Consider the following 14755-nt stretch of genomic DNA (forward strand, 5'->3'; position numbering starts at 1 on the left):
AGGAAATTATTATGTCAAGTAATGCTAAAGTTGTCGTAGTGACGGGCGTTTCGTCGGGAATAGGACGCGTAACAGCAGAAATGTTCTTTAAAAGAGGGTGCAAAGTATTTGGTACCGTTCGAAATCTCGAAAAAGCTGAGCTGATTCAAGGCGTAGCACTGATCGAAATGGATATTCGGGATGAAGGTTCTATTCAACGTGGGATTGCGTCCATCATTGCCGAAGCTAAACACATTGATGTGCTTGTTAACAGCGCGGGTGTTACGCTACTCGGTGCAACGGAGGAATCCTCCATTGCAGAAGGTCAAGCACTGTTCGATACCAATGTCTGGGGTATGCTCCGCACGATGCAAGCGGTGTTACCTTATATGCGGCTACAGCATGCTGGCCGCATAGTGAATATTAGCTCTGTACTGGGATTCCTTCCTGCGCCTTACATGGGGCTATATTCGGCGTCCAAGCATGCTGTTGAGGGCTTGTCGGAAACGCTAGACCATGAAGTTCGAGAATTTGGTATTCGTGTAGCACTTGTAGAGCCTTCATTTACCAAAACCAACCTTGATATTAATGCCCCGGTTGTTGCATCCCCTATTTCGGCATACAACTCAACCCGTGACATTGTCTCTCAGGCGATACAACAGAACGTGCATAAAGCACCACGCCCGGATGATGTTGCCGCAACAGTCATCAATGCTGCGCTCGGTGCTTGGAAAATGCGCCATACACCAAAAGGTGAAGCTTCATTGCTGAGGAAGTTGCGCCGTTTTATGCCAGCCACTCCGGTAGAAAAAGGGATCAGAAAAACATTCGGGATGAAATAATGAACAGAACCAACGAAGTGCGAATTGTTGTCTCCGGTGTGGGTGTTGTAAGCCCCTTAGGTGTTGGTGCCGATAGGGTCTGGCAACGATTGCTAGCAGGACAATCAGGAATTCGACATCTACCGAAAGACGTGGCTGATGGAACAGGAACGACAGTGGGTGGCTTAGTCCCTACATTGGAAGAAGACCCTCTAGCAGGTTATGACCCCGATCGTGTTATTCCGGTTAAAGAACGTAAAAAGATGGACCGCTTCATTGAGTTTGCTCTGGTTGCAGCAGATGAAGCGCTAACACAAGCAAACTGGCATCCAGTCGCGGTAAAGGATCAAGAACGAACGGCTACGATTATTGCGTCGGGGGTTGGAGGATTCGGCGCGATTGCTGAGGCGATTCGTACCACAGATTCCCGAGGCCCTCGTCGCCTATCGCCGTTTACGGCACCTTCCTTTCTTGCCAATATGGCGGCGGGTCAGATATCCATCAGGCATGGATTCAAAGGGCCTCTGGGCGCTCCGGTAACAGCGTGTGCGGCCGGCGTTCAGGCTATCGGTGATGCAGCTAGGCTTATTCGGAGCGGAGAGGCAGATATTGCGATATGCGGGGGAACAGAGGCCGCTATCGATCGAGTTACGCTTGGATGTTTTGCTGCTGCTCGCGCTTTATCAACTGGGTTTAACGATAGTCCTCAAGAGGCTTCTCGTCCGTTTGACCGAGACCGTGATGGTTTTGTGATGGCCGAAGGTGCGGGGGTATTGGTTATTGAATCGTTGGAGCATGCGAAGGCGAGAGGTGCTCAGCCTATCGCTGAAATTGTTGGATATGGAACTAGCGCAGATGCTTACCACCTAACTGCTGGCCCAGAGGACGGTAATGGTGCCCAGCGAGCTATGCAACAAGCTTTGATGCAAGCGGGGATAGCCCCAAGTGAGGTGCAGCATATCAATGCGCATGCTACCTCAACTCAAGTTGGAGATAAGAGTGAACTTGCAGCTATCCGAACTGTATTTGGTGAAGGTTCGGATGTGGCTATCACGTCAACAAAATCCAGCACAGGCCACTTACTTGGCGCCGCAGGCGGAATAGAAGCTATTTTCACTCTGCTGGCAATCAGAGACCAAGTTGTACCTCCAACGTTGAATCTTAATCATCCAGATGAGCTCGCTCTGGGTCTGAATCTAGTTAAAACTAAAAAGGATGTAAACATTCAGCACGCATTATCAAATGGATTTGGTTTTGGGGGCGTCAACGCCAGCGTGGTGTTTCGGCGTTGGGACCAAGAGTCGCGTTAAGACGTTAACTTTGACACCGGAAATACCTACCCGAACATTCAGAAGTAGCCATTAAACTGATTGCGAATATGTTGGAGTGCTCGCCAGCGGATGTCATGACAAAGTGAGAGGAAAGGTTAATCCTTTCCTTTTACATATTGATATACTTCAAACTTGAGAATTGGCGTGCTTGGAATTGGATAAGGGCTACAAAAAGTAATGTCACTTATTATGTTCGAAGGAAAACTAAAAATCGTTTATGTCCCAAGAGTGGGCTGATGGGCACGAGTAACACGCTAGTGCCCCCATTCCTTGTTAAGCATGACAGTTGAAGCTGTGAATGGTAATAGCCAGTAGCCCAAATTTTAGTCATGTGACAACGTGACTACTGAAACAGTGGTGATTTTTTCTCAACTAAAGTGCTTAAGAATTCATCTATCGGTAACGGTTTACCAAAGACGTATCCTTGATAATATTCAATGTTCCTTGCTTTTAATTGAAGGGGAGAGGATTACTCCGCCATTAACTATGCGATGCCACACAGTTGCAACTACGCTCATGAAACAACATAGAAGCGGTTTTAATAATGCGCTCACGATTTTCTTGGGCTTGTAGTTTTGTCACTTTCATATCAATTACCCCAGCTCAAAAAATCATAGCTCAGCATTTTTGATGATGATTATAATCAAAGCGTTGCTTTTTTAGATTTCAATCGTCATCATTACGTGTTTTTCCAGTCATCAAATAGAAAACATAAAATGACAGATAATTATCGAAGATAAATAACCACATACTGCACTTAGTGAAAAACTTGGTATGGAACGCGTTATGGTATTACATGCCATATTTGATATTTTTATTGAATGTTTTGATGACAACAGGAACTACCACGGTAACTAATTATTGGAAAACTGAAAACTGAAAACTGAAAACTGAAAACTGAAAAATGATCAGAACACTCTTCTCACCGTTAAAAATTGGCAGCCAAACATTAGCACATAGAATTGTAATGGCCCCGTTAACACGTATGCGTGCGGCACAACCCGATAATATTCCGCAATTAATCAATGTTGAATATTATCAACAGCGTGCATCTAAAGGGGGGTTAATTATTTCAGAAGGAGCTCAGATATCACCAATGGCTCAAGGTATGCCTGCTACCCCAGGAATACATAGCCAAGCGCAGATAGATGGAAGAACGTTACTGATGCGGTTCACAAAAAAGAAGGGGTTATATTTTTGCAACTCTGGCATGTGGGGCGGATCTCTCATTCATCTATACTGAACGGCAATCTACCCGTTGCTCCATCATCTATTGCCGCCCCCGGAAAAGCGTTTACAGCGTCATTTGATCGAACAGAATTCGAGCGGCCCAGAGCATTAGATACAAAAGAGATACCATTAGTTATAGAAGAATATGCCCAAGCAGCGAGGAATGCTAAACAGGCTGGGTTTGATGGAGTTGAAATTCACGCCGCCAATGGTTATTTACTTGAACAGTTTTTACACTCTAGCACCAACCAACGGACAGATTACTACGGCGGTTCAATTGAAAATCGCTGTCGAATTGTAATTGAAGTTGCAACTGCTGTAAGCCAGGTTTTCGGCGCTGATAAAGTTGGAATACGCCTCTCTCCTTTTGGAGTAGCGAACGGTAGCAATGAAGAGGATCCGATGACGCTTTATAGCTTTTTAATAAAAAAATTAGCAGCATTGAATCTGGCTTATCTTCATCTGATTGAACCCCGCGCTAGCGGAGCAGGTCAAGAAGAGGTAAATCATCAAAATGTACCTTTATCCTCCGAATTATTTCGCCCCATCTGGCCTAATATTTTAATTGCAGCTGGAAACTATAAGCCAGATACAGCCTCTGCCGCTGTTGAGAATGGGCACGTGGATGCTGTTGCTTTTGGACGATATTTTATTGCTAACCCTGACCTTCCTCTGAGAGTGAAAAAAGGAGCACCTCTTAACTCATACAACCGAGCAACATTTTATGGTGGTGACAAAGAGGGCTATACCGATTACCCAGCACTTGAGTAATTAAAAGAAGACGCTTTCCATTACTCGGATAGCAGCTTCGCTCTATCTGAGTAATTAGATAGTATTGTTAAAGGCTTCTTTTTTTACTTAGCTTCAAGATTTGTAATTATTTCTTCACGGCACACATCAAGTATTTCGTCAGCAAGAAGTGAATCATCAGGACAAGACCGTGATAGAACAAGAGCCCCAACGGCATGAGCAATGGCATTAATTTTTGCCTTTCGTTCTTCCGTTGTAGACTCAGACCCATTAGACAAACTGGTTAGTTGATTCTCAATTCCAGTCAAAAATGTTTCTTTGAGTGGCTCAGAATGGCGTCCTGCATCAGCACAAAGTGCTGCCATGGTACAGCCGTTACCTGGTGCATCACGATGTTCCCTAGAGAGGTATTTTTGCACGAAAGAGACAATGTCAAAATCAGACATTTGTGAATTTGATTGTGCAAAGCTGTAGGCAGCAGCTTCTGCCATCAAGTCAGCTTTAGACTGAAAATGCTTATAAAACCCTCCATGAGTAAATCCCGCTGTAGACATTAACTCAGCGATGCCAACACCATCATAACCACGCTCACGAAACAATACCGAAGCTGTTCTAACGATTCGCTCACGGTTTTCTTGGGCTTGTGCCTTTGTCACTTTCATATTGATTACGTCTCCTCGTAAAAATCATGGCTTAGTATACTTTGATGATGGTCATAATCAAAGCGTTGACTTTTTAGATTGCGATCATCATCATTAAGCTCATTCTCCAGTGATAAAACGGAAAACGCAAAAATGACAGATAAAGCTCTATTCCAACCCTACAAACTTGGCTCGCTTACCCTTGCTAATCGTTTTGTGATGGCACCACTAACTCGTAACCGTGCGGGTGCAGGCTTAGTGCCGAGTGAATTTGCTGCCACTTACTATGCACAGCGCGCATCGGCGGGCCTGATCATTACTGAAGCCACTCAGATATCCCCGCAAGCGCAAGGTTATCAAGACACTCCAGGTCTCTACATTCAGGCGCAGATCGATGGCTGGCGTAAAGTCACCGATGCAGTACATGCCAAAGGGGGGAAAATCTTTGTCCAACTCTGGCACGTCGGACGTATCTCCCACGTTGACTTGCAACCCAATGGTGCTGCGCCAGTTGCGCCGTCAGCGATCCGAGCTGAAACCAAAGTATTTGTGAATAATGGTTTTGCAGATACTTCTGAACCTCGCGCATTAGCACTCGATGAAATCCCTGGCATTATCGAAGATTTCCGCCAAGCGGCTGCCAATGCAATAAAAGCGGGCTTTGATGGCGTGGAAGTTCACGGCGCAAATGGCTATCTGTTGGAGCAATTCCTAAAAGATGGGGCTAATCAGCGCACCGACGCCTATGGTGGGTCTGTCGAAAACCGTGCTCGCCTGCTGTTGGAAGTCACGGCTGCAGTAAGTAAAGAAATTGGTGCTGAGCGTACGGGTGTGCGTATTTCTCCTGTTTCACCGGCTAATGCCATCTCCATCAGCAATCCACAGGAACAATACGACTATGTAGCGGATGAGTTGAATAATCTCGGCATTGTGTATCTACATGTTGTCGAAGGTGCAACCGGCGGTCCGCGTGATATTGCCCCCTTTGATTACGGCTCACTGCGCCAACGCTTCAAAAATACCTATATGGCCAACAATGGCTATAACACCGAACTGGCTTCAGCTCACTTAGCAGAAGGCAAAGCAGATTTGTTTGCCCTTGGCCGCCCATTCATTTCAAACCCTGATCTCGTTGAAAGATTAAAAACAGGCGCCGCGTTAAACGCGCTTGATGGCACAACACTCTATGGCGGCGGTGCTAAAGGTTATACCGATTATCCAACACTGGCCGATGCTAACGCCTAAAACATTAACTCGCGAAATACATAAGGTAATTCGCGACCTTTTAAAGAATTATTTAGAGAGTAAAACATAATGACAACTTCTACCGTCCTTATCACAGGCGCTTCTACTGGTATTGGTGCTATCTATGCTGATCGCTTTGCGCGTCGTGGTCACGATCTCGTCATCGTTGCCCGTGATGGCGCAAAACTTGAGACTCTGGCAACTCGCTTGCGCCAAGAGTATCGCGTAAATGTCGATGTGCTGCCAGCAGATCTAACCAAATCTAGCGACCTTGCTGTCGTTGAAAAACGTCTGCAAGACGATGCGCGTATCGACACTCTGATTAACAACGCGGGTATCGCGCAATCAGGTAGCTTTGTTGAACAAACATCAGATTCAATCGAAAAACTGATCGCACTTAACATCACAGCACTCACCAGACTTGCCAATGCGGTAACGCCACGTTTAGTCCAACAAGGCAAAGGCGCTATCGTCAATGTGTCTTCGGTTGTTGCCTTAGCGCCTGAATACCAAATGTCTGTCTACGGTGCTAGCAAGGCGTTCGTCTTGTTCTTATCGCAAGGCATGCACCAAGAATTGTCACCTAAAGGTATTTACGTTCAAGCGCTTCTGCCAGCAGGCACTTATACCGAAATCTGGGAACGCGCGGGAATCGATATCAGCAACTCCTCACCTATGATGGAAGTCAATGAACTCGTCGATGCGGCACTGGTTGGTTTCGATCGCAAAGAACTGGTCACCATTCCACCACTGCATAAAGAGACACGTTGGGATGATTTAGAAAAGGCGCGACAAGGATTGCTTTCAGACATCGAGATGTCGCATGCAGCTGCGCGTTATAAGACAGCCTAAATAACGTTCTAACCTTAATTCAGTGCCTTGCTAAGGCATTGACAATCAAAACCTTGTTTAAGGATTTAAAAAATGACTAATAAACTTGTGGCACTGGTGACGGGCGCCTCATCCGGCATTGGCGAAGCCACGGCCATCAAACTTGCAGCAGCTGGCTACCGCGTTTACGGCACCAGCCGACGTGGGGCAACCTCGAGTGGCGCTCGCTTTCCAATGCTGGCGCTTGATGTGACTAATGATGAATCTGTCGAAGCCGCCGTTGCTGAACTCATTCGACTTGAGGGACGCATTGACCTTTTAGTTAATAATGCGGGTTTTGGCGTTGCCCCCGCAGGTGCAGAAGAAAGTTCAATAGAACAAGCAAAGAGTATTCTTGACACAAACTTCTTCGGTATTGTCCGTATGACGCGTGCCGTCGTGCCCCATATGCGACGTCAAGGAGCTGGCCGGATCATTAACATCAGTTCAATTATAGGTGTTGTGCCTATGCCTTATGTGGCGCTTTATGCCGCCAGCAAGCATGCTGTTGAGGGCTACTCTGAAGCTTTAGATCATGAATTGCGTACGCGCGGCATTAGGGTGTCATTAATCGAACCGGCGTTTACCAAAACCAAATTTGAAGCAAACAATGTCCAACCCGATTCTATGCTTCCAGAATACGACAAGATCCGCGCTAAGCTGACTAAAGTTGTAGAAGAGGCGATGGAAGGTGGCGACACGCCTGAAGTCGTCGCGGAGGTGGTGCTAAAGGCGGCTCAGGCAACTAAGCCTCAATTACGTTATACCGCAGGTAAAGCAGCCAGCCAGCTTAAATTTTTACGCAGATTTGCCCCAGCATCAGTATTGGATAAAGGCATACGTAAAAGCTTACGTATTGATGAGAAAGGATAACACCAGTGACCTTTCGACATGTGGCGATACTCACTTCCTTGTTGTTTCTCGTTTTAGCCCTCGGCTGGATGTTATGCCCTGAGCAAATGTTAACGCAATGGGGAGTGCAATATAGCGATAGCACAGGTGTTGTTAGTCGCCGTGGTTCGGCATTTTATCTAGGGTTCGCCATCATGTTTTTCGTGGCTAGAAATACTGAGCATTCAGCGACTCGGATGGCGCTCATCAAAGGAATAATAACAACTTGTACCATACTGATATTACTCGCTGTTTATGAGTTTTCCGTCGGTCATGCTAATAACAAAATCCTGATAGCGGCGTTGATAGAAGCGATTTTAGGATTGGCTTTTTTGTATGTTTGGCGAACATTGATAAAAAAAACATCACGTTAGCAATAAGTTGAGAACACACCAATGAAAGCGCTTATCCTCAAGAAATACCATAAATCATCACCCGTTATTGAGTTTAGTGATGTCCCTAAACCGACAATCAAACCCAATGAAATGCTCGTAAAGGTCTACGCGGCAGGCTTAAATCCTATCGACAATATGATCCCAACGGGGACCTTTAAACCTATTCTGCATTTTAAGTTGCCAGCAACGCTCGGTAGCGACTTAGCGGGAATAGTCACTGAAGTTGGCAGCCAAGTCACACGCTTCAAGCCTGGCGATGCTATTTTTGCCAGCATCTTTGATCTAGGCATTGGCTCGCTTGCTGAATTTGCTGTGGTGCCAGAAAGTGCGGCTGCGCTGAAACCGGCTAATCTTGATTTCGTGCAAGCGGCCTCAATCCCAATGGTCGGCCTAACCGCTTGGCAAGCGCTAAAAGAACGCGCCAATCTCAAAGCAGGTCAGAAAGTGTTTATCCCCGCGGGCTCAGGTGGAATAGGGACGTTTGCGATTCAGCTAGCAAAACACCTTGGCGCAACGGTGGCAACCACCACAAGTACCCATAATGTTGAGTTAGTTCGAAGTCTTGGTGCAGATACGATAGTGGACTATAAAAAACAAGCGTTTGAAGCAGTGCTACACAACTATGATGCCGTATTAGGAACCACAAGAGGCGACACCATAGAGAAATCCATCAACATCCTTAAACCAGGAAGCAAAATTATCTCTCTTGTTGGCCCTCTAGACGCGGCTTTTGCGCGGGCACGCAAACTGAATGGGATATTAGCCTTTGTATTTGGTTTGATGAGCCTGAAAATCAACCGCCTCTCGAAAAAGAAAGGCGTTGATTACTCTTTTCTCTTTGTTCGCCCCGATGGCAGCCAACTGAGCGAAATCAGCAAACTCCTTGAAGCAGAAACTATCAAACCAGTTATCGACAAAGTCTTTCCATTCGAACACGCAAAACAAGCGCTGGCTTACCTCGCCGAAGGGCATGCCAAAGGAAAAGTCGTTGTCAAAATACATGATTAAAGCACAGCAGTATTCCTTTATAAGCATCGCATAAGCTGCATTTACGGAGAGCAATATGAAATATATCCCTTTTGGAAAAACGGGCCTGCGTGTTTCTCTGGTCGCACTGGGCACAGGAAATTTTGGCACTGGTTGGGGCTATGGGGCCGATCCAGATACAGCAGCATCAATCTTTAACGCCTACGATGAAGCTGGTGGAAACTTCATTGATACCGCAGATGTGTATCAATTTGGCCAATCCGAGGAGTTACTCGGTAAACTTCTGCAAGGACGACGTGAAAACTTCGTACTCGCAACTAAGTTCACTAGCGGCTCAGTCCCTAATGCTAATCGGCTGGTCACAGGTAATAGCCGCAAAGCCATGATTGCCTCCGTAGAAGCGAGTCTTAAACGTCTAAAAACCGACAGGATTGATATTTACTGGGCACATCACCCCGATGAAATCACTCCGACCGAAGAGATTATCCGCGGATTTGAAGACTTAGTACGCGCAGGCAAAATTCTTTATGCTGGTCTATCAAATTTTTCCGCTTGGCGTTTGTCTCGCGCCGTGACTATGGCCGAGCTGCTCCATACAGTCCCTATCGCGGCGGCCCAATTCGAACACAGCCTAGTTAGACGCGAACCCGAAACCGATCTATTACCGGCCTCATTGGCATTTGGCCTTGGGGTAACAACCTGGTCACCTCTTGGCGGCGGCATGCTCACTGGTAAGTACCGACAAGGAGCCAAAGGCCGTGCAGAAGGGTTTGGAGGACGAGTTTTCCAAGCTGAGAATTCCCAGCAGCGCTCAGACATTCTGGACACTGTTATAGCGATTGCTGATGAACTGAATATAAGCCCTAGCCAAGTCGCAATAGCCTGGGCAGGTTCGCATGACACAATGCCGATTATCGGACCCCGTTCGCTAGCCCAACTGACTGATAACCTAAGCGCGCTGTTAGTAAACTTATCGAGCGAGCAACTCGCTCGTCTCGATAAGGTGAGTAATATAGCTTCATTGCCATCAGTTCGGTCACCAACTCCTTGGGAAGAGGATTTAACTCGTATGGTTGCTTGTAAGTGATATATTAAGATCGCGACGCTTGGTCCTTTGATACCAAATTATGGGTTCGCCCCTCATCCAAATATCAGAGCTGTTGGCAATGGTAGCTGAATGAATGCCAAATTAAGGTGACAAATAAAGGGGCTTTGTGTCCCCAGCTCCTTTAAGTTATACCGACAAGATTGTGGCGAGGTCATAAATACAATATTTTAAAGATGTTCAATGTTGGCCTAGAAACGTCCAACGTCTTATACAATACTAGAACCTCAATCATAAGTACGTCAGCAAAGAGCAGTTCTAATGTTATGGCTATCGCTTAGTTGATTCGATACTTTTAGACTTCTCGTAAAGTGAGTAAACCTGCTTATTCAAGTGAAGTGTGTTAACAAAGAAACCCTGATCTAACCTCCCCAATTCGTACACCAGAATTTATAACTGAAGCTCGGAAGTGTACTCAGAAAATTAGTGTCGTCGCAGAAGCCAGTTAGCTCTGATGATTTTATCACCCGTTTCTTTAGAACTAAAAGCCGGTTGCCATACTTCTAATAATCCGAAAAATTGAGATTAGAGCAAAAACGTTAGCAAGGAAATGTCCACAAACGTGCTAATAACATTGATTAAAATGGCATTTATGTTGAGCAAAGGTGAGCAAGTGGATTACAACTATTGATAAATAATACATGGGCTAACAAGCTGTATGGCTAATCATTCAATTATTAATGCGATTTCCTCGATAACTCGTTAGTCAAATAAAATCTTCTCACTTGGCTGTTCATTACTTTGATAGTTTCAAGCCGATTTGAATTTTAAGCTGCTGTTGTGTGCCAACTAGGGTGGTGGTCAACAAAAAAATCGTCAGAAGCATGTTGTGCCAATAGGTTTGGCACGAAATGGGCACAAATTTAGAAAAACGGCGAATTTGAGGGAAATTCCGGTAAATGTGGATTAAGCAATAGAGGCAAAATCAGGCAGAGCCGAAGGGTGGGGTATGTTTGAATATTTTTGGAAAAACCAAGAACAGACACTAAGATTTTATCTTAGGCACAAGTAAAAGTTAAGCATCTTGATGGATGGACAGGTTAAATTGGGATTTTACAGGGAGTTAAAGCAAGAAATGGTACACCCGAGTGGACTCGAACCACCGACCCCTACCATGTCAAGGTAGTGCTCTAACCAACTGAGCTACGGGTGCACTGTTTGAATTTCACTTTTTAGACTCTGTGAAAAGAGTGGTACACCCGAGTGGACTCGAACCACCGACCCCTACCATGTCAAGGTAGTGCTCTAACCAACTGAGCTACGGGTGCATCGTATTACTTATATCGAAACCGCTAAACGCATCTCGCTTTCGAACGAGCGCTATATTAGGGGGATAGCGAAAGGCTGGCAAGCAAAAAAACGAATTTTATTGTCAAATGGTGAATTGCTGTGCAACTTGCCCAGTGTTTCAGCAAAGTTACTGATAAAACGGCAAGTTAGGCTTCAAAGGTTGCAAAATTAAAAGAAATTAAACAAAACGGCGAGCTAATGCTCGCCGTTGATTCAGTGAATTATGTCCTATGTCAATGGTGCACGCTGTCGCCTTCAATCAGACTTAAATGTACGCCATGCTTTTGAATATAACGTAGACGGATAAAAAACAGCAGCGCCGCAGAGGTGAGACCTGCAATCAATCCTGCCCAAAAGCCATGGGCGCCCATGGCGGGTACGATAAAGTCGGTATACGCCAAGGTATAACCTAAGGTCATGCCGATTCCCCAATAGGAAAACAGCGTAATATAAAATGCACTGCGGGTATCCTTATATCCACGTAGTGCACCAGCGGCAACCACTTGGACTGAGTCAGATAGTTGATATAGCGCGGCCATCAACATCAAACTGCCCGCAAGTACCACCACTTCAGGATCGCTGTTATATAACTCGGCGATTTGAAAGCGGAATATCACCGTTAAGATTGCCGTCGATAAGGCCAACGATAGTGCCAACCACAATCCGACTTTAGCCACCACGGCAGAAATATCTGCACGATCGCGGCCAAGGTAGTAGCCAATACGAATCGAGACGGCAATACCAATCGACAGTGGCAACATAAATACAATAGCGGAGAAGTTCAACGCTATCTGATGACTTGCCACCACAGTTGCGCCTAATGGCGCCAGCAGCAGGGCGATAATCGCAAACAGACTTACTTCAAAAAATAACGCCATCGCGATTGGCATGCCGAGCTTGGTCATCTTCTTCATGGTGGTAAAATCGGGGCGATGGAATTGGCTAAAGGGTGCCAATGCGGCAAATTTCTTATGAAACTGCATATAAATCGTCATGGCGATCAACATGGCCCAAAATACCAATGCAGTTGCGACACCGCAGCCAGCGCCGCCCATGGCAGGCACGCCGAAGTGACCATAAATAAAGATATAGTTTGCTGGAATATTTACGGCGAGCCCCACAAAACCGATGATCATGGTAGGTAAGGTATAAGAAATCCCCTCACTGCAACCACGCAATACTTGATAGAGCACAAATGCGGGCGCGCCCCATAAAATACCGTCGATATATCCTATGGTTAAGTTGTACAATTGGGGCTCTAAATTCATATGGCTGAGCACGAGTGGCGCGGATGCGAGAAACGCCATTACGCCAAGGCCACCAATTAAGGCTAAGTAGGCGCCTTGAAACGCCAAAGGTTGAATGGCTTTCTGATTATTTGCGCCATTGTGATGGGCAAATAATGGCGTAAACGCCATCAGTAGCCCTTGTACAAATAGAATTGCGGGCAACCAAAGACTGGTTCCCACGGCAACTGCGGCCATATCGACCGCACTGACGCGACCCGCCATTACAGTGTCGATAAACCCCATCATGGTTTGTGTCACTTGGGCGATCAACACTGGAAGTGCGAGTTGAATTAAGCGTTTGGCCTGAAAGCCTGAATGATTCATAAATACAGCCTTTAACGAATAAGCGAGCAAAAAATGTTTACTGGTATAGTTCAAGCCACCTGTGAGGTGGTTGCAATACATAAGAAAGATGGCCTCAATACCCTTGAGGTAGCGTTTAAACCTGATTTGCATGAGGGACTTGCGATTGGAGCAAGTGTGGCAAATAACGGGGTATGTCTGACGGTGACTCAGGTTGTTGATGATAGGGTATTTTTCGACGTAGTGGAAGAGACCTTAAGATTGACTAACTTGGCAAATTTATCCGTTGGGCAGCGCGTTAACATTGAACGCTCTCTGACTTTTGGAAGCGAAATCGGCGGCCATATCCTATCTGGACACATTCATACCAAGGCAAAAGTCAGTCACATTAGTCACACCGAGCAGCATTATGATCTGACCTTAAGCGTAGAGCCTAAATGGATGAATTATATTCTCTATAAAGGCTTTGTTGGGGTCAATGGTTGCAGCCTTACCGTTGGCGAGGTGACCGAGAGTACTTTTATGCTGCACTTGATCCCAGAAACTCTTAAATTGACCAATTTAGGCCAATGTCAGGTTGGTGATGAGTTAAATATCGAAATTGATAGCCAAACCCAAGCCATCGTCGACACAGTTGAGCGTGTGCTGGCTAAACGTTTTAGCAACCAATCTTAATCAACATGCCTAATAAATTTGCTCGTCGTCCGAGTCAATATATAACTCTATGGTTCGGCGGGCATCATCCACATGTAAACGCAGGTGGATGGGGTTACAACAAATTCGGCAGTCATCGTAATAATCCTGATCGCCGCTGCTGGCATCAATACTAATATGTTGATGGTGTCCGCAGTGGGGGCAGGCAATGACTTTATTCATGATCCTCATGGCGCAACTCCTCGCTAACGAAGGGATGACATTTGTCGCTAAGCCTTCACACTGGCTTTGTTTGAGTATACAAGAATGTGCCGTGGCAGCTTAGATAAAGTCGATATCAAAATCTCATTAACTAGATTTTTCCATTCAGCTCAGCGCTTGGTACTTTTTTCACTAAAATTTTCTAGCGTAAGAACCGTCAAGCATGTGCACCAGTTAAGTTAACTCAATCCTTTACAGTCATCAGTTCGACAGGCGCCGTCGGTAATATGCCTTCCTCTATATTGTCACTAATGGCCTGCGATAGTCGTTCTATCTGTAGCAAAAGCTCGGCATGGATATCGGCCTGTAAGCCAATGGTGTCGAATTGTACATGTACTACAGTTTGGCTTTGAACCACTATCGGCTCAGATTGTATTTTTGGTATGGGGTTAACAGAGATTGGGTTCTGGGCGACTTGGTTAAGTGCAACCGTTAATAGGATACTCGTGAACATACCAACTCCTTTTGCTTCATTATTTACAGCGATGTGACGGCAACGGCATTTGTTATGGCAAATAACAAAGAATCCCGCGGTCATTTAACGCGCATAGCGTAGGGGCGTTAGATGACTGCCACATGAACGATTGACTGCAATATGATGAATTAACGGCAAACTTCGCGGATTGGTTTTAATAAATGCATCGATTTGGGCGCTAACCCCAGCAATCGGGCCATTTAACTTGCGTGTATTAAAGACGATCCCGTAGAATAAC

Annotated in this window: 13 protein-coding genes, 2 tRNA genes and 1 pseudogene; 10 read left to right on the top strand and 6 right to left on the bottom strand. The window is 45.7% G+C overall.

All coding sequences use genetic code 11. From position 1 onward, the window contains the following. The first annotated feature begins 11 nt into the window (after positions 1-11). The 3 genes and pseudogenes from MMG82_RS08065 to MMG82_RS08075 all read left to right on the top strand — a co-directional run bounded on the left by MMG82_RS08065 (position 12) and on the right by MMG82_RS08075 (position 4132). On the top strand, positions 12-821 hold the full coding sequence (locus MMG82_RS08065; protein ID WP_047536543.1) for an oxidoreductase: 810 nt from the start codon (positions 12-14) through the stop codon (positions 819-821). Continuing rightward, a complete protein-coding gene (fabF, locus tag MMG82_RS08070) occupies positions 821-2110 on the top strand; it encodes a beta-ketoacyl-ACP synthase II (protein WP_047536545.1) in 1290 nt (429 codons plus the stop codon). The genes MMG82_RS08065 and fabF overlap by 1 nt, the downstream gene beginning before the upstream one ends. Positions 2111-3098: 988 nt before the next feature. After that, positions 3099-4132 (top strand): annotated as a pseudogene (locus MMG82_RS08075) (alkene reductase). Between the two features lie 83 nt (positions 4133-4215). Here the strand turns inward: MMG82_RS08075 and MMG82_RS08080 are convergent. Next, positions 4216-4773: a TetR family transcriptional regulator gene (locus MMG82_RS08080; RefSeq protein WP_047536548.1), complete on the bottom strand. Its 558-nt coding sequence runs from the start codon at positions 4771-4773 to the stop codon at positions 4216-4218. A gap of 132 nt (positions 4774-4905) precedes the next feature. On the opposite strand from MMG82_RS08080, the gene MMG82_RS08085 reads away from it, so the two are divergent. The 6 genes from MMG82_RS08085 (at position 4906) to MMG82_RS08110 (ending at position 10227) form a co-directional block, all read left to right on the top strand. Beyond that, positions 4906-5997 carry an alkene reductase gene (locus MMG82_RS08085; protein ID WP_047536550.1) on the top strand — a complete coding sequence of 364 codons (1092 nt, stop codon included), beginning with the start codon at positions 4906-4908 and terminating at the stop codon, positions 5995-5997. 69 nt (positions 5998-6066) lie between these two features. Next, positions 6067-6849, top strand: coding sequence for an SDR family oxidoreductase (locus MMG82_RS08090; protein WP_047536552.1), 783 nt, complete (start codon positions 6067-6069; stop codon positions 6847-6849). 72 nt (positions 6850-6921) lie between these two features. Next, the gene (locus MMG82_RS08095) at positions 6922-7740 is read left to right on the top strand and encodes an oxidoreductase (protein WP_047536554.1); all 819 of its coding nucleotides are present in this window, start codon (positions 6922-6924) and stop codon (positions 7738-7740) included. 5 nt (positions 7741-7745) lie between these two features. Then, entirely contained in the window at positions 7746-8132 is a 387-nt protein-coding gene (locus MMG82_RS08100; RefSeq protein WP_047536556.1) for a hypothetical protein, read from the top strand. Positions 8133-8153: 21 nt separating this feature from the next. Then, positions 8154-9161 (top strand): NADP-dependent oxidoreductase, encoded by a 1008-nt coding sequence (locus MMG82_RS08105; RefSeq protein ID WP_047536558.1) that lies wholly within the window; start codon positions 8154-8156, stop codon positions 9159-9161. 55 nt (positions 9162-9216) lie between these two features. Beyond that, positions 9217-10227, top strand: coding sequence for an aldo/keto reductase (locus tag MMG82_RS08110; RefSeq protein ID WP_047536560.1), 1011 nt, complete (start codon positions 9217-9219; stop codon positions 10225-10227). Positions 10228-11321: 1094 nt separating this feature from the next. Here MMG82_RS08110 and MMG82_RS08115 read toward each other — a convergent pair. The 3 genes from MMG82_RS08115 to MMG82_RS08125 all read right to left on the bottom strand — a co-directional run bounded on the left by MMG82_RS08115 (position 11322) and on the right by MMG82_RS08125 (position 13148). Then, positions 11322-11398: transfer RNA gene (locus tag MMG82_RS08115), tRNA-Val, on the bottom strand. A 38-nt stretch (positions 11399-11436) separates the two neighbouring features. Next, positions 11437-11513 (bottom strand) — tRNA-Val (locus MMG82_RS08120). 255 nt (positions 11514-11768) lie between these two features. After that, positions 11769-13148 carry an MATE family efflux transporter gene (locus tag MMG82_RS08125; RefSeq protein WP_037427637.1) on the bottom strand — a complete coding sequence of 460 codons (1380 nt, stop codon included), beginning with the start codon at positions 13146-13148 and terminating at the stop codon, positions 11769-11771. A gap of 33 nt (positions 13149-13181) precedes the next feature. On the opposite strand from MMG82_RS08125, the gene MMG82_RS08130 reads away from it, so the two are divergent. Further along, positions 13182-13802 carry a riboflavin synthase gene (locus MMG82_RS08130; protein ID WP_037418419.1) on the top strand — a complete coding sequence of 207 codons (621 nt, stop codon included), beginning with the start codon at positions 13182-13184 and terminating at the stop codon, positions 13800-13802. 9 nt (positions 13803-13811) lie between these two features. Here MMG82_RS08130 and MMG82_RS08135 read toward each other — a convergent pair whose 3' ends face one another. Together MMG82_RS08135 and MMG82_RS08140 are read right to left on the bottom strand one after the other, a co-directional pair. Next, positions 13812-14012, bottom strand: a complete 201-nt coding sequence (locus MMG82_RS08135; protein WP_011622722.1) for a CPXCG motif-containing cysteine-rich protein — start codon at positions 14010-14012, stop codon at positions 13812-13814. Between the two features lie 214 nt (positions 14013-14226). Further along, positions 14227-14496: a hypothetical protein gene (locus MMG82_RS08140; RefSeq protein WP_231570499.1), complete on the bottom strand. Its 270-nt coding sequence runs from the start codon at positions 14494-14496 to the stop codon at positions 14227-14229. Positions 14497-14755: the final 259 nt, after the last annotated feature.

Origin of the sequence: Shewanella sp. MM_2022_3, from assembly GCF_022557375.1 — a bacterium.
Lineage (GTDB): Bacteria > Pseudomonadota > Gammaproteobacteria > Enterobacterales > Shewanellaceae > Shewanella > Shewanella xiamenensis.